Source organism: Ruegeria sp. K7, from assembly GCF_056531785.1.
The window spans coordinates 72710-91166 of the sequence record NZ_JBQFMJ010000001.1 but is presented as its reverse complement, the minus strand read 5'-3'; the positions used below and the strand labels follow the sequence as shown (position 1 = coordinate 91166).

Below are 18457 nucleotides of genomic sequence, written 5' to 3'. Positions count from 1 at the left end.
ATCTTCCGGGATGCCGTGTTGAAAGGTTAGACAAACACATGGCTAATGAAAACATAATACTTGTCGGCGCCCCAATGGACGCCGGAAAACGTCGGCAGGGATGCCGCATGGGTCCTGATGCCTATCGCGTCGCGGGTTTGCAGAAGGCCCTGATGGATCTGGGCCACAGCGTATCGGACCTCGGTGATGTCCGCCCTGACGACGTCCAATCCGCCGAGCATCCTCACCTGTTCGCCTTGCCCGAATGTGTCGGTTGGACCCAGGCGCTGAGCCGTGCGGCGCAAGAAAGCGCCCGCCAAGGTTTGCCCATCTTCATGGGGGGTGATCACGCGCTGTCGATGGGTACGGTCGCAGGAATGGCAACCCACGCGCACAGCATCGGACGGCCCCTCTTTGTTCTGTGGCTGGATGCGCATAGCGACTTTCACACGCCCGACAGCACCGGCAGCGGCAATTTGCACGGCACCCCGGTCGCCTATTTCACCGGTCGCCACGGGTTTGACGCTTTTCCGCCGCTCACGGCACCTGTGCCCACCAACCGCGTCGGCATGATCGGCCTGCGCTCGGTCGATCCCGCGGAACGGGCCGCGCTGGAACAGGACCGCGCCATGCTGGCCGATATGCGCAGCATTGACGAAAATGGCATCAAAGCACCGCTGATGGCCTTTCTGGACCGCGTCCGCGCAGAAAACGGTATCCTGCACGTCTCGCTGGACGTCGACTTTCTTGACCCCGCCATCGCACCTGCCGTGGGCACCACCGTTCCCGGCGGCGCGACCGAACGGGAAGCGCATCTGGTGATGGAACTACTGCATGAAAGCGGCCTCGTACGCTCGCTGGATCTGGTAGAGTTGAACCCGTTTCTGGATGAACGCGGCCGAACCGCAAAACTGATGGTCGATCTGGCCGCCTCGTTACTCGGTCGCCGCATATTCGACCGCCCCACCCGGAGTTTCTGATGCAGTCGCTGCAAGCCCCTTCGGCCGTCGTGATGATCCGGCCGCATGCATTTGCCTCGAACCCGGAAACGCACGGGGACAATGCGTTCCAGACACTTGCCAGCCGTTCGGCGACCGCAACCTCATCTACGGCGCGCGATGAACATGATCAGGCAGTCGCGCAACTGCGGGCCGCAGGTGTCAGGGTTCACGTCTTTGACGATCACGGAGAACTGGACACACCCGACAGTGTGTTCCCGAACAACTGGTTTTCGACCCATCCCGGTGGGCATGTCGCGATCTATCCGATGTACGTTCCTTCCAGGCGGCGCGAACGTCGTTCCGACGTCATCGAGATGCTGAAACAGGAATACCGGGTTCAGGACGTGATCGACTATTCCGGACTGGAACAGGACAAGCTGGCGCTGGAAGGCACCGGCGCGATGGTCCTGGATCACATTGGTCGGGTGGCTTACACGGTAAAATCAAACCGCGCCGACCCCGTTCTGCTGGAACGGTTCTGTACTCACTTCAACTATGAGCCTATTGTTTTCGAAGCGAAAGATGCCCTGGGGCGCGATGTCTATCACACCAACGTTCTGATGGGTATCGGCACCGAATACGCACTGATCTGCCTGGACATGATCACCGACCCCGAGCGACGCGCGACAGTCAAAGCCAGGCTGGAGGAAACCGGTCGTGCAGTCATCGACCTGACCCACGATCAGATCGCGGAATTCGCGGGCAACGCCATTGAGCTGGCTGGCCAAGACGGTCTGGTCCTGGCTTTGTCCAGCCGGGCGCTGGAAGCGCTGACGCCCGAACAGATTTCCATAATCGAAGCCAGTGCAAAACCACTGCCGCTTTCGGTTCCCACAATTGAAACAGCGGGTGGATCCGTGCGCTGCATGATCGCAGGCATTCACCTGTCCCGCCGATAGGAGATCCTGATGCAACCTTCTGACAAGGCGCTTGTGCCCTTTGTTTCTGTCGACAACATGATGCGCCTCGTCCATCATATCGGCCTTGAAAAGATGATCACGCAGATTGCCGCGCAGATCGAATCTGACTTCAAGCGATGGGAAAGCTTCGACAAAACGCCCCGAATCCCCGCCCATTCCCCCCATGGCGTGATTGAATTGATGCCAACTTCGGATGGTGAGGCATACGGTTTCAAGTATGTGAACGGGCATCCAAAAAACACGTCCGAGGGTCTGCAGACCGTGACCGCGTTCGGGTTGCTGGCGGATGTTTACACGGGCTATCCCACCCTCTTGACTGAAATGACCATGCTGACGGCCCTGAGAACAGCAGCAACCTCTGCCTTGGTCGGCAGCTATCTGGCACCGAAATCCGCAACGACGATGGCCATGATCGGCAATGGCGCTCAATCCGAGTTCCAGTGCCTGGCGTTTAAGGCAATGTGCGGCATCGACACTGTACGGCTGTATGACACCGACACGAATGCAACGGCCAAATGCGCGGCAAACCTGCAAGGCAAGGGTCTGACTGTTGTTTCCTGCAAAACGGCGGAAGACGCCATCGAAGGCGCTCAGATCATCACGACGTGCACAGCCGACAAGAAATACGCCACGATTCTGACGGACAACATGGTCGGTCCCGGCGTTCACATAAACGCAATCGGCGGTGATTGCCCGGGCAAGACCGAGTTGCACAAGGACATCCTGCTGCGTTCGGAGATATTTGTTGAATACCCCGAACAAACGCGGGTCGAAGGCGAAATTCAGGCCCTGGACTCAGACCACCCCGTGACTGAAATCTGGCAGGTGATGACAGGCCAGGCCAAGGGGCGCACGGATGAACGGGCGATTACACTTTTCGACAGTGTCGGTTTTGCGATCGAGGATTTTTCCGCCCTTCGTTACATCAAACGCGCCATCGAAGGGACAGACTTCTTCGAGCCTCTGGACATGCTGGCAGACCCCGACGATCCACGTGACCTCTATGGCATGTTGATGCGCGCCGAAACCTGAAACCAGCTGGGAATTTCAATGGTCAAGGGGGCTCTGCCCCCGCCGCCCTTCGGGCGACTCCCCCGGGATATTTTTGGCCAGATGAACAAGGGATCCGCTCTCCGACCATTGGTCCGGAGAGCTTCACCTGGCGCGGTCATCGGCATCCCTGCCTGTACCGCCAATCCCGTATCCGACAATTTGATTAAAGATCCGTTACTTCATCTGGCCAAAAATATCCCGGAGCGCGAGGCAGAGCCTCGCAAAAACCCAGGTCAACCAGCCAGGGACGGCAGATAGAGTACGATACCCGGAAAGGCCACAAGCAGAGCGATGGTTACGGCGTCGGCCACAAAAAACGGTGTCACGCCTTTGAAGACATCCTGAACACTGAGATCAGGACGCACCCCCGCCACAACAAAGCAATTCAGCCCGATTGGCGGCGTGATCAGGCAAAACTCGGCCATTTTGACCACCAGAATTCCAAACCAGATCGCACACATCGGGCCGGACATTCCAAAAGCACTCTCGGCAGCGCTGACAGCTTCGCCGCCGTTCAGTGCCATTACCGCAGGGTATACAACAGGCAATGTCAACAACAGCATGCCGATCGCGTCCATGAACATTCCAAGCACGGCATAGGCCAACAGGATGCAGATCAGGATCAGCATGGGCGACATTTCAAGCGACGTGATCCAGTCGGAGAACGCTCCGGGTAGATCGGCGAAACCCAGAAAACGGACGTAGATCAGAACGCCCCAGATGATCGAAAAAATCATCGCCGTCAGCTTGGCGGTTTCCAGCAGCGCCGACTTCAATTCACCCCAGCGCATGCCGTGATAAAGGGCAAAGCAGAACACGATAAAGGCTCCGATTGCCCCACCCTCAGTCGGCGTGCCCCAGGCTTTTTCGCCAAATGGGTTGTAGACAAAACAGATAATGATCAGGATCACCGCGACGATTGGCATTGCCCCTGGCAGCGATGCGAAACGCTGCTTCCAGGTAAAGCCAGTTACCGGCGGGCCGACTGATTTGAACACAACGGCGATGCCGACGATCAAACCCCCATAGATGACCGCCGAGAACGCGCCGGGAATAAACCCGGCCAGCAAAAGCTTGCCAACATCCTGCTCGACGATGATCGCATAGATTACAAGGATGGCGGACGGTGGGATCAAGGAAGCCAATGTCCCGCCGGCGGCGACAACGCCTGCTGCAAATCGCTTGTTGTACCCGACCTCCAGCATCTCGGGGATTGCGACCCGGGCGAATACGGCAGACGTGGCGACAGACGCGCCCGAAACGGCGGCAAAGCCTGCGGTGGCAAACACGGTCGACACTGCCAAACCACCCGGAACCCAGGCAATCCAGCGTTTTGCCGCCTCGAACAAGGCGCGGGTCAGCCCGGCATAGTAGGCCAGATAGCCGATGAGTATGAATGTCGGGATCAGGCTGAGCGTGTGTGAGGCCACCTTGGAATGCGGCACCTGTCCGGCCGTTTTCACTGCCACCGTCAGCGCCTTGCCAAAGCGGTCGGGGTCATATCCGAATTTGGCCCAGAAAATCCAAACCAGCCCCACAAGCCCTGCCAGCCCCGCCGCAAAGGCGACGCGCATTCCTGTGACCACAAAAAACAACAGGCCGCCTGTGACCCAGAATCCGATATCAATCGTGTCCATGAGTCAGCCTTGTCCTTCGAACTGATCGGCCTCGGCGGCGGCCTGCGCGGCCGCGTCCTGGATAAGAGGCACAGCGACCGGGTGATCCAGCCCCAGAACAAACGCGCGCCCATAGCCCCAGATCTGCAGAACAAGACGCAGGCACAGAACGGAGAACGCCACCGGAGCCAACAGTTTGGCCGGCCACAGAGGGATACCAATATCGATGGAACTGTCCCTGCTCCACATCGGCGCGGCAAAATCAAACGACCGCTCGAAATGGGACCAGCTGCCCCAGACAAGGGCCATCATCAAGACAAGGATCAAGACGACGGAAATCGTCTCGAAGAACCAAAGCGCCCGGCCGCGAAGACGCGCGATGACGATGTCCATGCGAATATGCCCGCCATCTCGCTGCACGTAGGAAACGCCCAGGAATGCGATCAGCGGCATCGCCTGTTCAATCCAGTCGACATAGCCCGGCAATGGTGCGTTAAGCGCATTCCGGCCGCTCACCGATACAACGGCAAGAACCATCAGTGAGAAAACCGCCAGACCGCTGATCAGGGCCAGCAGTCTTTCTGCCCGAAGAAGATGCTGGTCCAGACGGCTGAGACGACTGCCATCCTCCAGCACGGTGGCCTGTCCCGCCATCCTGCTTTTTCCTTGTCGTTGAAGAGAACCGGACGCCCGATGGCATCCGGTTCATAACATCAGTTTCCGCCGCGTTGCTGCTGCAGTGTCGACTGAACAAGATCGTACAGGTCCTGCGCAGGCAGACCCTGGTCGGTCATGTCGGCAATCCACTGTTCGCGGATCGGATCGGCCGCCTTGGCGCGGAACTCCTGAAGGACGGCATCGTCAATCATAACTTTCTGAACGCCTTTTTCCTCAAGAACACCGTCCCACTTTTCTAGCAGGGCCCCGTAATTGGCCAGATAATGATCGATCGCCTCGTCAATCGAACTGTCCAGTGCTTCGCGATGTTCTGCCGGAAGCGCCTCATAGGCGTCGATGTTCACCACGACCGGGCAGTTTACGGTGCCAGGGTTCAGGTTGGCCGTCCACCAGTCGGCTTCGTTGATGGTGCCGAAGGACAGGTGGGCGTGCTGGGCAAATGCCACAGTATCGACAACGCCGGATTCCATCGCGTTGAACGCTTCGGTGGCGGGCACTGATGTTGGCACGCCCCCTACGGCTTCAAACGCTTTGCCCAACCCACCGGTCGCGCGCACGCGCATACCATCAAAAGCGGCAAGAGTGTCGCGCGGTTCGCCCGTGCCGACAAGGTTATACTGCGGCATGGGCGACGTCATGATGATCCGGGCGTTCCACTGCGCCATTTCTTCTTTGACGGCCGGGTGGTCATAAACCGCGTGGCTGACCGCTACTTCCTCGTCCAGATTGTTCACGCCCAGAAACGGAAGTTCGAGAACGGTGATCGCCCGGTTCTTGTCCCGATGGTAGCCCGCACAGAACTGCGCCATTTCAAATGCGCCGATCTCGATCCCGTCCAGGTTTTCCCTGGGTTTTGACAAACCGCCATAGCTGACGTTGATTGTGAACTCGCCGCCGGTCTTTTCGGCAACCAGTTCGGACAGCTTTTCAACATGCTCTGTAAATGCGCGGCGCTTGCCCCAGACCGAGGCGTTCCATTCGGTCGCAACGGCTTCGCCTGCAAAGGCCACGCCAGTGGCCGCGACGGCGGCGGCGCTTAACATCCTGTTCATAGTGATCTCTCCCTGTGATGCGCCCCTTGGTCAGAGCGCTTGGACATAAAGCTAGCGCCAACATCCGGATGTGCCAACCCCGCAGACGCTGATGAGTTGCCGCCTTCAGGGCGCGACCTGCCGGTACAATCGAAAGAAGAATTGGGAATCCAAAAGGCATCCGGGAAATTCCGGAAAACTTCAATTCGAAAACAGTTACACGGTAGGCATTGTTATTTTTACATTTTTTTTATACTTTTCGTATTTTTTTACACTTTTTAACCAGATAACGAAATTTGTTTACAAACAAATCGTGGAACTACGGCAATTTATTTATTTGTTTTCAGAACCCCGTATATTCGCAATCGGGAGGAAACGGGTCGACATTGCCTGTTTGACGGGCAAAATCGGTTCATAAATATCCAGTCCTAGAGGGAGGAGCCTCAGTATGACAACCGCTGCCCAGGCAGATGCCAAAACATATCCGCCATCCGCAGAAATCGTGTCCCGTGCGCATATCGATGCTGACAAATACGCGGCAATGTATGCGGCCTCTGTCAGTGATCCTGATGCCTTCTGGGATGAACAGGGCAAGCGCGTCGACTGGATCAAGCCTTATACTCAGGTCAAGGATGTGGACTACAGCTTTGGCTCGGTGAAGATCAACTGGTATGCCGATGGCACGCTGAATGTTTCGGCAAACTGTCTGGACCGTCACCTGGCGACACGCGGCGATCAAACCGCGATCATTTGGGAGCCGGATGATCCAAACGACGCAGCGCAGCACATCACCTATGCCGAGTTGCACCGCCGCACCTGCCGGATGGCCAACATTCTGGAATCAATGGGCGTGCGCAAGGGCGACCGGGTCGTGATCTATCTGCCGATGATCCCCGAAGCCGCCTATGCCATGCTGGCCTGCGCCCGGATTGGGGCGATCCATTCGATTGTTTTCGCAGGTTTTTCCCCGGACGCCCTGGCAGCGCGGGTCAATGGCTGCGACGCCAAGGTCCTGATCACTGCCGACGAAGCCCCGCGCGGTGGCCGCAAGACGCCACTGAAATCGAATGCCGATGCGGCTTTGCTGCACTGCAAAGACACCGTGAAATGTCTGGTGGTCAAGCGGACCGGTGGCCAAACCACATGGGTGGATGGGCGTGACCACGACTACAACGAAATGGCGCTTGAGGCGGATGACTACTGCGCGCCCGCCGAGATGAGCGCGGAAGACCCGCTGTTCATCCTTTATACCTCTGGCTCAACCGGTCAGCCCAAAGGCGTGGTGCATACCACCGGCGGCTATCTGGTCTATGCAGCCATGACGCATGAGATCACTTTCGATTATCACGATGGTGACGTGTACTGGTGCACCGCAGATGTGGGTTGGGTCACGGGCCACAGCTATATCGTCTACGGCCCACTGGCCAACGGCGCGACCACGCTGATGTTCGAGGGTGTGCCGACATTTCCGGACGCCTCGCGGTTCTGGCAGGTCTGCGAAAAGCACAAGGTGAACCAGTTCTACACCGCGCCGACCGCAATCCGTGCCCTGATGGGACAAGGCAATGAATTCGTCGACAAATGCGACCTGAGCGACCTGCGCGTTCTGGGCACAGTGGGCGAGCCCATCAACCCCGAAGCCTGGAACTGGTACAACGAAGTTGTCGGCAAAGGGAAATGCCCCATCGTTGATACCTGGTGGCAGACCGAAACCGGCGGTCACTTGATGACCCCCCTGCCCGGCGCACACGCGATGAAACCCGGCTCGGCCATGAAACCGTTCTTCGGCATTGTGCCGGTGGTTCTGGACCCGCAATCCGGTGTTGAGATTGAGGGCAATGGGGTCGAAGGCGTTCTGTGCATCAAGGACAGCTGGCCGGGCCAGATGCGCACCGTCTGGGGCGATCACGAGCGGTTCGAAAAGACCTATTTCTCGGACTACAAGGGCTATTACTTCACTGGTGACGGCTGCCGCCGTGATGAAGATGGCGATTACTGGATCACTGGTCGCGTTGACGATGTGATCAACGTTTCCGGGCACCGTATGGGCACGGCCGAGGTGGAAAGCGCACTGGTCGCGCATGCTGCCGTCGCCGAAGCCGCTGTCGTTGGCTACCCCCATGAAATCAAGGGGCAAGGCATCTATTGCTACGTCACCCTGATGAATGATCGTGAGCCCAGCGACGAACTGCTGAAAGAACTGCGGACCTGGGTCCGGACCGAAATCGGCCCGATCGCCAGCCCGGATGTGATCCAGTGGGCGCCTGGCCTGCCCAAGACACGCTCGGGCAAGATCATGCGCCGTATCCTGCGCAAGATTGCCGAAAACGACTTTGGCAGCTTGGGTGATACTTCGACACTGGCTGATCCGTCGGTCGTCGAAGACCTGATCGAAAACCGTGCGAACAAGTGAGGATGTGATGGACGCTGCCACGATCACCACACCCGCCGTTCTGATCCTTCTTGGCCCTCCGGGCGCCGGGAAGGGCACACAGGCCCGCATGCTTGAAGAAAAGTTCGGGCTGGTTCAACTGAGCACCGGCGATCTGCTTCGGGCCGCCGTTGCTGCCGGAACCGAGGCGGGCAAGGCCGCGAAGGCCGTGATGGAAGCCGGCGATCTTGTCAGTGACGAGATCGTCATAGCCATCCTGCGCGACCGGATGGCGGAACCGGATTGCGCCAAGGGTGTCATTCTGGATGGATTCCCGCGGACTACGGTTCAGGCCGAAGCGTTGGATGAACTGTTGGCCGAAAACAGTCAGAAGATCAGCGCTGCGATCAGCCTTGAGGTGGAGGATGCCGAGATGATCACCCGCATCTCGGGCCGCTATACCTGTGCTGGTTGCGGTGAGGGGTACCACGATCAGTTCAAGAAACCGGCGGTCGAAGGAAAATGTGACAAATGCGGTCACACGGAGTTCAAGCGCCGCGCCGATGATAATGCGGTAACCGTTGCGTCCCGGCTGGAAGCCTACCATGCGCAGACCGCTCCGCTGATCGACTACTACGAAAGTCATGAGGTTTTGAAACGGACCAACGCCATGGGCCGGATCGAAGACATCGCCAGTGATCTGGAACAGATCGTCGGCGACGCGATGAGTTAAGGGGATAAGTGAAGCCCAATTTGGGGCTCTGATCCAACAAAAGAATACTTCAACGGACCCGCCTTGGCGGACCGGAGGAGTTTTGCCAAACGCCACCCGGCGTTCGGCGCATTCGAGAGGCGGCCCAACGCACTGGAGGAGTTGGGCAAGGGGCCGCTCAACGACGAAGCGAAGGAGGAACCCGCGATGGCGGATCAATCTACAAACTCCGCGCAGGCTGCCGAGGCCGATAAGGGCTATTGGCAGGCCAACCTGCGCCTCATCTACATCAGCCTCGTGATCTGGGCGCTGGTGTCTTTCGGATTCGGCATTCTGCTGCGTCCGCTGCTGTCGGGTATCGCTGTTGGCGGCACCGACCTGGGCTTTTGGTTCGCTCAGCAGGGATCGATTCTGGTCTTTCTGGTGCTGATCTTCAACTACGCCTGGCGCATGAACAAGCTGGACGCCGAATACGGCGTGGATGAGGAGTAACCCCCATGGACCAGTTTACCATCAACCTGCTGTTTGTCGGCGCGTCATTTGCGCTGTACATCGGCATCGCGATCTGGGCCCGTGCGGGTTCCACATCCGAATTCTACGCCGCCGGTCGCGGCGTTCACCCGGTCACCAACGGTATGGCGACAGCGGCGGACTGGATGTCCGCGGCCTCGTTCATCTCGATGGCGGGTCTGATTGCCTTTACCGGCTATGACAACTCGACCTTCCTGATGGGTTGGACCGGTGGCTACGTGCTGTTGGCACTGCTGCTTGCACCTTACCTGCGCAAGTTCGGCAAGTTCACCGTATCGGAATTCATCGGCGACCGCTTCTACAGCCAGACCGCCCGTATCGTTGCGGTGATCTGTCTGATCGTGGCTTCGGTGACCTATGTTATCGGCCAGATGACCGGCGTTGGCGTGGCCTTCGGCCGCTTCCTTGAAGTGTCGAACACATCCGGTCTTCTGATCGGTGCCTGTGTCGTGTTTGCCTACGCGGTTTTCGGTGGGATGAAAGGTGTGACCTACACTCAGGTCGCTCAGTACTGCGTGCTGATCACCGCCTACACGATCCCGGCGATCTTCATCTCGCTGCAGCTGACCGGCACTCCGATCCCGGCGCTGGGACTGTTCGGCGACACCGCAGGCGGAGAGCCTCTGCTGAGCAAGCTGGACGCGATCGTGACCGAGTTGGGCTTCAACGAATATACCGCCCACCACTCGAACACGCTGAACATGGTACTGTTTACACTGTCGCTGATGATCGGCACCGCAGGTCTGCCGCACGTGATCATGCGCTTCTTCACCGTGCCGAAAGTGTCTGACGCCCGCTGGTCGGCTGGCTGGACGCTGGTCTTCATCGCTCTGCTGTACCTGACTGCCCCTGCGGTTGGCGCAATGGCGCGACTGAACATCACCGACATGATGTGGCCCAACGGTGGCATCGAAGGTGGCGCTGTTTCGGTTGAAGACATCGACACCGATCCACGTTACGACTGGATGCAGACATGGCAGAAAACCGGTCTGCTGGACTGGGAAGACAAGAACGGCGACGGCAAGATCCAGTACTACAATGACGCGAATGCCGACATGCAGGCCATTGCGGAAGAAAAAGGCTGGGTTGGTAACGAACTGACCAAGTTCAACCGCGACATCCTGGTTCTGGCCAACCCCGAAATCGCCAACCTGCCGGGTTGGGTGATCGGTCTGGTCGCGGCCGGTGGTCTTGCGGCTGCCCTGTCAACCGCTGCGGGTCTGTTGCTGGCGATCTCGTCGGCGGTGTCCCACGACCTTGTCAAAGGTGCGATCAACCCGCAGATCTCTGAAAAAGGAGAACTGCTGGCGGCTCGTATCGCCATGGCCGTGGCAATCGTCGTTGCAACCTACCTGGGTCTGAACCCGCCGGGCTTTGCGGCGCAAACCGTGGCGCTTGCCTTCGGTCTGGCGGCGGCCTCGATCTTCCCGGCACTGATGATGGGGATCTTCTCGACCCGCATCAACAACACTGGCGCAGTTGCTGGTATGCTGGCAGGTCTGACCGTGACCTTGGTCTACATCTTCCTGCACAAGGGCTGGCTGTTCATTCCGGACACCAACTCGTTCACCGATGCTGACCCGCTGTTGGGTCCGATCAAGTCGACTTCGTTCGGTGCCATTGGTGCAATGATCAACTTCGGCGTTGCCTACGTCGTCGCCGGTATGACCAAGGAGACTCCGCCGGAGATCGTCGAATTGGTCGAAAGCGTGCGCATTCCCCGTGGTGCGGGCGCAGCTCAGAACAAATGAGCCTGATGTGGTCGGTACCCTCCATGGCTGACCACATCTTTCGATCCACTGTACCCGCCCGGCATCCCACCGGGCGGGGCTTTTCATTCAGAAGCCAAGGACGACCCTATGCCCCTGTCCCATGATGAGATCACCCGGTTTCTGAAATCCGTTCACCCCTATGACGCCCTGCCCACGGATACGCTGGACGCCGTTGCCCGGCAGATCGAGGTTCATGAAGTCGAAGCGAATAGCCCGGTTTACGCGTTGGGCGGCCCCCTGCCCGGTGTTTTCGTAATCTACGAAGGACAGGTCGAAATCACAGATGAAAACGGCGCGGTCGTATCCCACCTTGGTCTACGCAACTCCTTTGGCGAGCGGGGGCTGCTGAAAGACGGCAAGGCGGCAACGCATGCGCGCGCGGACACGCCGTCTGTTCTGATTCTGCTGCCGCCCGCCCTGGTGCGCCAACTGATCGACGATCATGATGTGGTCTCGAGATTCTTCAACCGAACCCGGGGCAACCGCTCCACCCCGCAAAGTCTGGCAACCACCGCTATTGACGTGTTGATGGCACGCGATCCTGCGACTTGCCCACCTTCCACCCCGGTTCAGAAGGCGGCGCAGTTGATGCGAGAAAGGCATATCTCGTCGCTTTGCGTAACCGAAGGCGAGACCCTTCTGGGCATTGCCACGCTTAGGGACATTGCAAGCAAGTTCGTGGCAGACGGAATGCCCGCAGCAACGCCGGTTTCGTCGATCATGACGGTAAATCCGGTCACACTTTCGCCCTCGGATATCGGCTCGGACGTTCTGCATGTGATGATGGAGCGCGGCATCGGCCACATTCCCATTTCCGAAGGCGGACGTCTTGTCGGCATCGTCACGCAAACGGACCTGACCCACTATCAGGCCGTCAATTCCGCCGAACTCGTGCGTCGGATCGCCCGCGCCCAATCCGCCGAGGAGATGGCGCTGGTGACGGCTGAAATCCCTCAACTTCTGGTGCAGTTGGTTGCCGGAGGGAACCGGCACGAGATCGTGACCCGCCTGATCACCGACATTGCCGATACTGCCACCCGGCGATTGCTGGTATTGGCCGAAGGCAAACTTGGGCCGCCACCCGTTCCCTATCTGTGGCTGGCGTGCGGTTCGCAAGGGCGGCAAGAACAGACGGGTGTTTCAGATCAGGACAACTGCCTGATGCTGGACGATAAGGTGACGGACGCCCAGATGCCATATTTTGCTGATCTGGCCAAATTTATTTCGGACGGTCTGGACACCTGCGGGTATTTCTATTGCCCCGGCGACATGATGGCCACCAACCCGCGCTGGTGTCAGCCGGTCCGCGTCTGGCGCGACTATTTCAAGGGCTGGATCGCCAAACCCAACCCCGAGGCACAGATGTTGGCCTCGGTTATGTTCGACCTGCGCCCCATCGGCGGCGCGTTCGAGCTGTTCTCGGATCTTCAGGCAGATACGCTCGGCGCGGCCAGCGCAAATTCAATCTTTGTCGCCCACATGATTTCCAACTCGCTCAAGCACACGCCGCCATTGGGCTTGCTCCGCGGCTTTGCAACGATCCGTTCGGGCGAGCATCGAAACACGATGGATCTGAAACATAACGGCGTCGTGCCTGTGGTGGATCTGGCCCGGATTTACAGTCTGCAGGGGCAATTCACCGAAGCTAACACACGTGCACGCCTGAAAGCCGCCGAGGCCGGCGGCGTGCTGAGCCCCGCTGGCGCGCGGGATCTGCTGGACGCCTACGATCTGATTGCCGAAACCCGGCTTGAACATCAGGTTCGGCAGATCAAGGCTGCGAAAGATCCCGACAATTACCTGCCCCCGTCGGATTTGTCCGACTTTGAGCGAAGTCATCTGCGCGATGCCTTTGTCGTGGTAAAAACGATGCAGTCGGCGGTAGGCCACGGTAAGGGCATGTTGGGTTAAGTGTAGTTTGACGAGTACGATGGGATCGCTTTCGGCGACCGTATTTGGAACAAGAAGAAGAGGCGAGACGCGCCTGAGTCAGAAAGGTTAGCCATGTTTCTTGAATTGATCGGCACGGTTTTTGCAGGTTTTGCTTTTGCAGGCATCGCAATGCTGTTGAACAAGCTTTCCGGTGGCCGTCTGCCCCGCTGGACCGCGCCGGTTGCCGCCGGTGCCGGGATGATCGGAGTGACCATCGCCAGCGAATATTCGTGGTATGGGCGCCAGCTTGAAACATTGCCCGAAGGAATGGAAATCGTGCAGGAGGTCGAAAGCCGCGCTTTCTATCGACCTTGGACCTATGCCGTGCCCTTCGTGGATCGTTTTGCCGCGATCGATACCGTATCGGTGCGCACCAACGCGCAGGTTCCCGAGCAACGCCTGGTGGATCTGTATTTCTTCGGTCGCTGGGCCCCGGTTTCCAAACTGCCCGTTGCAGTCAATTGCGCCGAAAACAGCCGCGCCAACCTGGCAGACGGTGCCGAATTCGCCGATGACGGACAGCTGCTGAATGCCACCTGGATCGCGGCGGGTTCCGGAGACCCGGTCATAGAAGCCACCTGCGAGGTCTGATCATGCTGACCCGGCTGAGCCTGCGTCTGAGAGTATTCCTGTTCTTCTGTCTGCTGGCGCTTGGCGGATTGACCGTCTGCATTGCAGCCCTGTGGGTCGGATACGCACGAACGGGCAATCCGGACCTGGCCAATGCGTTTGTTTTTGCCGGTATTCTTATCGCCTTTGGCCTTTTGGCGCTAAGTGTCGGCGTCTGGCTGTTGTTTGACGACAATGTCGCGAAACCGATCGAGCGCTTGTCGGCTGAACTGCGCGCCCGTGCGCATGCCGGTGTCAGCAGCGACCTTGACCTTCAGGCCGCGCGGTATTTGGGGGATCTGGCCCCGGCAGCGGCAGGGCTTGCGGATCGGCTCACTGACAAGACCCTTGATATCGCCGAAGCCGTCGCTGCGGAAACTGCTCATCTCGCGGCTGAAAAGCGGAAGCTTACGGCGCTGTTGACGGAAATTCCGGTGGCAATGCTGCTGGCTGGTCCGACGCATAAAATCGTTCTCTACGACGCGCAGGCCGCCGAGGTTTTGGCCCAGATTTCCCATCCTAGGCTGAACGCCTCTCTTTTCGAGTATCTGCAGCCGAACCCGCTGACAGCGGCGTATGAGAAGATGTGCAAGACCGGGCTCGAGGTCGCATGTACGCTGACCAGCATTGATGGCAACCAAAGCTATGCCGCGCGTATGAAACCCTTGGGCCATGCGCCCGGCTACATGCTGATCTTCGACGACAGCGCCGCCAATATCCCGCCCGAGGCCGCCCGCCCGCTGGTTTACAATTTCGATCTGCTGGACGGAGCCACCGATGTAGAATTCGAACATCGCGCCCTGACCGACCTGTGTTTCGTGGTGTTCGATACCGAGACGACGGGCCTGCTGCCGCACAAGGATGAAGTTGTGCAGATCGGCGCAGTCCGGGTGGTCAAGGGCCGGATCGTCGAAGGCGAGCATCTGGATTTGCTGGTCAACCCGGGAATTCCGATCCCTCCGGCTTCGACCAAGGTGCACAAGGTCAGCGACCACATGGTCCAGGGGGCTCCGGACATTGCTCAGGCTGGGCGCGTTTTTCATCAGTTCGCTCATGATGCGGTCATTGTGGCCCACAACGCCCCGTTCGATATGGCGTTTATGCGCCGGCATGAGAAACGCATGGGTGTGGAATGGAACCACCTGATTTTGGACACGGTCCTGCTGTCAGCTGTGCTGTTCGGTGCCAGCGACACACACACCCTGGATGCACTATGCGAGCGACTGGACATCACAATCCCGGAGGCGCTGCGCCATACGGCATTGGGCGACGCCGTCGCGACGGCCGAGGCTCTGGTCAAGATGCTGCCCATGCTTCGGGCACGCGGGATGGTGACATTTGGCGATGTTCTGGTCGAAACACGCAAACATGGGCGATTGCTGGAAGATCTGAACTGACGCGTAAATATTCACGCCATTTTCACCTTTCCATGGACAAACCCGACCGCTCATGGCACCTGATGCGCGTCTAAAACACGAGCGCGCAATGACGGATAGAACCTTCACCCCGGGCCCTGATCACAGCAACGCCTTTCGCCAGGCGTTGGGCTGTTTCGGCACAGGTGTGACGGTCATCACGACCAACACGGCCGAAGGGCCGCGCGCGATTACCGTGAATTCCTTTTCCTCGGTGTCGCTGGATCCCCCGCTGGTTCTGTGGTGCCTTGCCAAGGATTCCAACCGCTTTGACGCCTTCAGCGCATGCACGGACTATTCGATCCACGTCATGGCGCAGGAGCAGCAGGATCAGGCTTTGAAGTTTGCCCGAAACGGCTTTGATTTCTCGCATGCAGACTGGCGCGCGGATCCTGCCGGTCGCCCTCAACTGGACGGCTGCCTGGCGCGGTTTGATTGCCATCTGCATGACCGGCACGAAGCGGGCGATCACCTGATCTTGGTGGGCCGCGTCGAAACCGCGATGTACCGGACTGGTCAGGGCCTGATTTTCAAACGCGGTCAGTTCGGTGGTTTTGTCGATACGATCTGAACGCTATTCGTCCAGTGACCCATGGACGGCAAGCGCCTCAAGTTCAGCATCTTGGGGAACGATGACGCGAAACGCTTCATAAACACCTGAATCGGTCAACTCGCGAGCAACGGTCAGCAGCGTGTTGGGCGCGTGTTCTTCACACAGGCCGGACATATGGTCAATTTCGGCCTGTGCAACGCCCAGGGCTGCATCGATTGACGGGGCTCCGTAGAAACGAACGAAATGATCCGCGAGGCTCTGCGCGATCTGTTCAAGTTCGGATGGTTCGACCTTGGTAACGGCGACGAATGTCACCCGTCCGAATGTCTCAAGCCCCAGCCAGCCGTTGGCAAAGGCCTGCCGCGCCTTGCCTGCCAGATCAGCCGACCCCCAGTTCGAAAACTCGAACCCGCCCGAAATACACCATTCACCGGTGCGCGCAGGCGACTGAAAGACATTCATGTCACTTTCGTCAAAGTGAATGGCACGGGCCAATTTCATCAGGATGCCTCCAGCAATTCAGTCAGTGGGCGCAGTTGAGTGTCCGAACCCTTGCGGATCAGCATACCGAACCTTTCATCCGTGCCAAGGAACATGCCCTGTTCCTCAATCGGCTCACCCACGCCGCGCAGAAGTCCCATCCATTCTGCGTGCAACGGGCCGTTGCCGTCCTCTTGCCAGCGATTGAGCCAGGTCAGCATGTGACGCGACCAGCTTTCGACCAACGGCACCGGGCCGACTTCGGCACAGCCTTCGTCATAAAGCGCTGTTACATCAGGGTTTTCCCCGGGCGCATCGCTTGTCTGCAACAAGGCCAGTTCCCACCCGATCACCAACCAGTCAGGGATTTCTTCCAAACTAGTGGCGGAAGCAGCGGCCCGAAACTGCCCACACCGGGCCCCGTTCACGCAGATCAAACCGTCCCAGCCCAGATGTACGGCAACCTCGGGCGGGGCCAGCGCGCCCAAAGCGTTCTGGAAGCCCACGGCGCACAACGGCAGCATGGCCATTGCGTCCTGCAGCGGCACCTCGGGCGCGAAGACAATCGCAACCCGCAGACGGTCTGCCTGAATATTGTAAACGACCGCGCCCGCGTCACAGCCCAGCGCAGCCATGGCCTGCGCACGGTCAAACGGGTCTTCCCCGCCCTGAACCGGATGTCCGGTCAGCAATGGGGGGAAGACCGGCTCGGTCATGCCTGGCCTTTGGCGATCATGTCGCGGGCGATCTTGCGGAACGCCTCGGCCTGCGGACTGTCTGGCTTGCTGACCACGATCGGCGCACCACCATCGGCTGCGACGCGAATGTCCAGATGCAGCGGAATTTCCCCCAGCAGCGGAACGCCCAGCGCAGCGGCTTCGGAGGCCACTCCGCCGTGTCCGAATACATGCTCCTCATGTCCGCAATTCGAACAGATATGGGTCGACATGTTCTCGATCATCCCCACGATGGGCGTTTTGAGCTGATTGAACATGTCGATGCCTTTGCGGGCGTCGATCAGTGCCACGTCCTGCGGAGTTGACACGACGATGGCACCGTCCACCCGGAACTTCTGGCTCAGCGTCAGTTGCACGTCGCCTGTGCCGGGCGGCAGATCGACGATCAGCACATCCAGTGCACCCCATTGCACCTGGTTCATCATCTGCTGCAGCGCGCCCATCAGCATTGGGCCACGCCACACAACCGCCTGCCCTTCGTTGGTCATCAGGCCCATCGACATCATTGTGACACCGTGATTGCGCAACGGTAGGATCGTTTTTCCGTCAGGGCTTGCCGGTCGTCCGGAAACCCCCAGCATACGCGGCTGCGATGGCCCGTAAACATCCGCATCCAACAGTCCAACACGGCGACCTTCGGCGACCAGTGCGCAGGCCAGATTGGCGGAAACCGTCGATTTACCGACCCCGCCCTTGCCCGATGCCACGGCGATGATCCGGTCAACACCCGCAACCGGCTGTGGCCCTGTCTGCGAAGGCTTGGGTTTCGGCTTCAGATCCGGCGGCGCCTTTTCGGAATGCGCGGTCATCATCGCGGATACCTTTTCTACGCCCTCGACCATTTTCGCGGCCTGTTCGGCGGCGGCACGCACCGGCTCCATCCGCTCGGCTTGTTTCGGGTCGATCTCCAGCACGAAACGAACGGTTTCACCTTCGACATTCAGGGCACGCACCACACCTGCACTGACGATGTCCTGACCCGAAACCGGGTCGGTGATCTTTTTCAAGTTCGCCAGAACCGCGTCACGAACACTCATGCAACTGTTTCCTTGTTCCGCCCCATAGTG

General features: G+C 58.9%; 17 protein-coding genes. 11 read left to right on the top strand and 6 right to left on the bottom strand.

Annotated elements, in window-relative coordinates; translation table 11 throughout:
* Nucleotides 1-38: 38 nt before the first annotated feature.
* Genes rocF through ACR0FE_RS00425 form a run of 3 tightly spaced genes read left to right on the top strand, consistent with a single transcriptional unit; the run spans nucleotide 39 to nucleotide 2932 of the window.
* Nucleotides 39-959, top strand: a complete 921-nt coding sequence (gene rocF, locus ACR0FE_RS00435; RefSeq protein ID WP_170616235.1) for an arginase — start codon at nucleotides 39-41, stop codon at nucleotides 957-959.
* The gene (gene ctlX / locus ACR0FE_RS00430; RefSeq protein WP_170616232.1) at nucleotides 959-1879 is read left to right on the top strand and encodes a citrulline utilization hydrolase CtlX; all 921 of its coding nucleotides are present in this window, start codon (nucleotides 959-961) and stop codon (nucleotides 1877-1879) included. Before rocF ends, ctlX begins: the two co-directional genes overlap by 1 nt.
* Nucleotides 1880-1885: 6 nt before the next feature.
* On the top strand, nucleotides 1886-2932 hold the full coding sequence (locus tag ACR0FE_RS00425) for an ornithine cyclodeaminase (RefSeq protein WP_480911368.1): 1047 nt from the start codon (nucleotides 1886-1888) through the stop codon (nucleotides 2930-2932).
* Between the two features lie 254 nt (nucleotides 2933-3186).
* Here ACR0FE_RS00425 and ACR0FE_RS00420 read toward each other — a convergent pair whose 3' ends face one another.
* Genes ACR0FE_RS00420 through ACR0FE_RS00410 form a run of 3 tightly spaced genes read right to left on the bottom strand, consistent with a single transcriptional unit; the run spans nucleotide 3187 to nucleotide 6299 of the window.
* Nucleotides 3187-4590 carry a TRAP transporter large permease gene (locus tag ACR0FE_RS00420; RefSeq protein ID WP_480910201.1) on the bottom strand — a complete coding sequence of 468 codons (1404 nt, stop codon included), beginning with the start codon at nucleotides 4588-4590 and terminating at the stop codon, nucleotides 3187-3189.
* A 3-nt stretch (nucleotides 4591-4593) separates the two neighbouring features.
* Nucleotides 4594-5223 carry a TRAP transporter small permease gene (locus ACR0FE_RS00415; RefSeq protein ID WP_170616227.1) on the bottom strand — a complete coding sequence of 210 codons (630 nt, stop codon included), beginning with the start codon at nucleotides 5221-5223 and terminating at the stop codon, nucleotides 4594-4596.
* 59 nt (nucleotides 5224-5282) lie between these two features.
* Nucleotides 5283-6299, bottom strand: coding sequence for a C4-dicarboxylate TRAP transporter substrate-binding protein (locus ACR0FE_RS00410; RefSeq protein WP_480910199.1), 1017 nt, complete (start codon nucleotides 6297-6299; stop codon nucleotides 5283-5285).
* A gap of 427 nt (nucleotides 6300-6726) precedes the next feature.
* On the opposite strand from ACR0FE_RS00410, the gene acs reads away from it, so the two are divergent.
* From acs to ACR0FE_RS00370, 8 genes are all read left to right on the top strand, one after another.
* Complete coding sequence (gene acs, locus ACR0FE_RS00405) at nucleotides 6727-8691, top strand: acetate--CoA ligase (protein ID WP_480910197.1); 1965 nt, start codon at nucleotides 6727-6729, stop codon at nucleotides 8689-8691.
* Nucleotides 8692-8698: 7 nt separating this feature from the next.
* Complete coding sequence (locus ACR0FE_RS00400; protein ID WP_480910195.1) at nucleotides 8699-9382, top strand: adenylate kinase; 684 nt, start codon at nucleotides 8699-8701, stop codon at nucleotides 9380-9382.
* Nucleotides 9383-9568: 186 nt separating this feature from the next.
* Complete coding sequence (locus ACR0FE_RS00395) at nucleotides 9569-9853, top strand: DUF4212 domain-containing protein (protein ID WP_170348424.1); 285 nt, start codon at nucleotides 9569-9571, stop codon at nucleotides 9851-9853.
* Nucleotides 9854-9858: 5 nt separating this feature from the next.
* Nucleotides 9859-11643, top strand: coding sequence for a sodium:solute symporter family protein (locus ACR0FE_RS00390; protein WP_170616216.1), 1785 nt, complete (start codon nucleotides 9859-9861; stop codon nucleotides 11641-11643).
* A 108-nt stretch (nucleotides 11644-11751) separates the two neighbouring features.
* Nucleotides 11752-13575: a DUF294 nucleotidyltransferase-like domain-containing protein gene (locus ACR0FE_RS00385; RefSeq protein WP_480910193.1), complete on the top strand. Its 1824-nt coding sequence runs from the start codon at nucleotides 11752-11754 to the stop codon at nucleotides 13573-13575.
* Nucleotides 13576-13668: 93 nt separating this feature from the next.
* Nucleotides 13669-14187 carry a hypothetical protein gene (locus ACR0FE_RS00380; RefSeq protein WP_480910191.1) on the top strand — a complete coding sequence of 173 codons (519 nt, stop codon included), beginning with the start codon at nucleotides 13669-13671 and terminating at the stop codon, nucleotides 14185-14187.
* A gap of 2 nt (nucleotides 14188-14189) precedes the next feature.
* Nucleotides 14190-15602, top strand: coding sequence for an exonuclease domain-containing protein (locus ACR0FE_RS00375; protein ID WP_170676717.1), 1413 nt, complete (start codon nucleotides 14190-14192; stop codon nucleotides 15600-15602).
* An 88-nt stretch (nucleotides 15603-15690) separates the two neighbouring features.
* Nucleotides 15691-16191, top strand: coding sequence for a flavin reductase family protein (locus ACR0FE_RS00370; protein ID WP_480910189.1), 501 nt, complete (start codon nucleotides 15691-15693; stop codon nucleotides 16189-16191).
* Nucleotides 16192-16194: 3 nt separating this feature from the next.
* On the opposite strand, the gene ACR0FE_RS00365 is transcribed toward ACR0FE_RS00370, so the two are convergent.
* Genes ACR0FE_RS00365 through ACR0FE_RS00355 form a run of 3 tightly spaced genes read right to left on the bottom strand, consistent with a single transcriptional unit; the run spans nucleotide 16195 to nucleotide 18427 of the window.
* Nucleotides 16195-16674, bottom strand: a complete 480-nt coding sequence (locus ACR0FE_RS00365) for a DUF6505 family protein (RefSeq protein ID WP_480910187.1) — start codon at nucleotides 16672-16674, stop codon at nucleotides 16195-16197.
* Nucleotides 16674-17369, bottom strand: coding sequence for a biotin/lipoate--protein ligase family protein (locus ACR0FE_RS00360; protein WP_480489702.1), 696 nt, complete (start codon nucleotides 17367-17369; stop codon nucleotides 16674-16676). Before ACR0FE_RS00360 ends, ACR0FE_RS00365 begins: the two co-directional genes overlap by 1 nt.
* The gene (locus ACR0FE_RS00355) at nucleotides 17366-18427 is read right to left on the bottom strand and encodes an Mrp/NBP35 family ATP-binding protein (RefSeq protein WP_480489701.1); all 1062 of its coding nucleotides are present in this window, start codon (nucleotides 18425-18427) and stop codon (nucleotides 17366-17368) included. The genes ACR0FE_RS00360 and ACR0FE_RS00355 overlap by 4 nt, the downstream gene beginning before the upstream one ends.
* Nucleotides 18428-18457: the final 30 nt, after the last annotated feature.

What these genes read in the sequence shown, in the direction of transcription:
- rocF (WP_170616235.1), top strand. Translation starts at nt 39, where the DNA reads ATGGCTAATGAAAACATAATACTTGTCGGCGCCCCAATGGACGCCGGA.
- ctlX (WP_170616232.1), top strand. Translation starts at nt 959, where the DNA reads ATGCAGTCGCTGCAAGCCCCTTCGGCCGTCGTGATGATCCGGCCGCAT.
- ACR0FE_RS00420 (WP_480910201.1), bottom strand. Translation starts at nt 4,590, where the DNA reads ATGGACACGATTGATATCGGATTCTGGGTCACAGGCGGCCTGTTGTTT.
- ACR0FE_RS00415 (WP_170616227.1), bottom strand. Translation starts at nt 5,223, where the DNA reads ATGGCGGGACAGGCCACCGTGCTGGAGGATGGCAGTCGTCTCAGCCGT.
- ACR0FE_RS00410 (WP_480910199.1), bottom strand. Translation starts at nt 6,299, where the DNA reads ATGAACAGGATGTTAAGCGCCGCCGCCGTCGCGGCCACTGGCGTGGCC.
- acs (WP_480910197.1), top strand. Translation starts at nt 6,727, where the DNA reads ATGACAACCGCTGCCCAGGCAGATGCCAAAACATATCCGCCATCCGCA.
- ACR0FE_RS00400 (WP_480910195.1), top strand. Translation starts at nt 8,699, where the DNA reads ATGGACGCTGCCACGATCACCACACCCGCCGTTCTGATCCTTCTTGGC.
- ACR0FE_RS00395 (WP_170348424.1), top strand. Translation starts at nt 9,569, where the DNA reads ATGGCGGATCAATCTACAAACTCCGCGCAGGCTGCCGAGGCCGATAAG.
- ACR0FE_RS00390 (WP_170616216.1), top strand. Translation starts at nt 9,859, where the DNA reads ATGGACCAGTTTACCATCAACCTGCTGTTTGTCGGCGCGTCATTTGCG.
- ACR0FE_RS00385 (WP_480910193.1), top strand. Translation starts at nt 11,752, where the DNA reads ATGCCCCTGTCCCATGATGAGATCACCCGGTTTCTGAAATCCGTTCAC.
- ACR0FE_RS00380 (WP_480910191.1), top strand. Translation starts at nt 13,669, where the DNA reads ATGTTTCTTGAATTGATCGGCACGGTTTTTGCAGGTTTTGCTTTTGCA.
- ACR0FE_RS00375 (WP_170676717.1), top strand. Translation starts at nt 14,190, where the DNA reads ATGCTGACCCGGCTGAGCCTGCGTCTGAGAGTATTCCTGTTCTTCTGT.
- ACR0FE_RS00370 (WP_480910189.1), top strand. Translation starts at nt 15,691, where the DNA reads ATGACGGATAGAACCTTCACCCCGGGCCCTGATCACAGCAACGCCTTT.
- ACR0FE_RS00365 (WP_480910187.1), bottom strand. Translation starts at nt 16,674, where the DNA reads ATGAAATTGGCCCGTGCCATTCACTTTGACGAAAGTGACATGAATGTC.
- ACR0FE_RS00360 (WP_480489702.1), bottom strand. Translation starts at nt 17,369, where the DNA reads ATGACCGAGCCGGTCTTCCCCCCATTGCTGACCGGACATCCGGTTCAG.
- ACR0FE_RS00355 (WP_480489701.1), bottom strand. Translation starts at nt 18,427, where the DNA reads ATGAGTGTTCGTGACGCGGTTCTGGCGAACTTGAAAAAGATCACCGAC.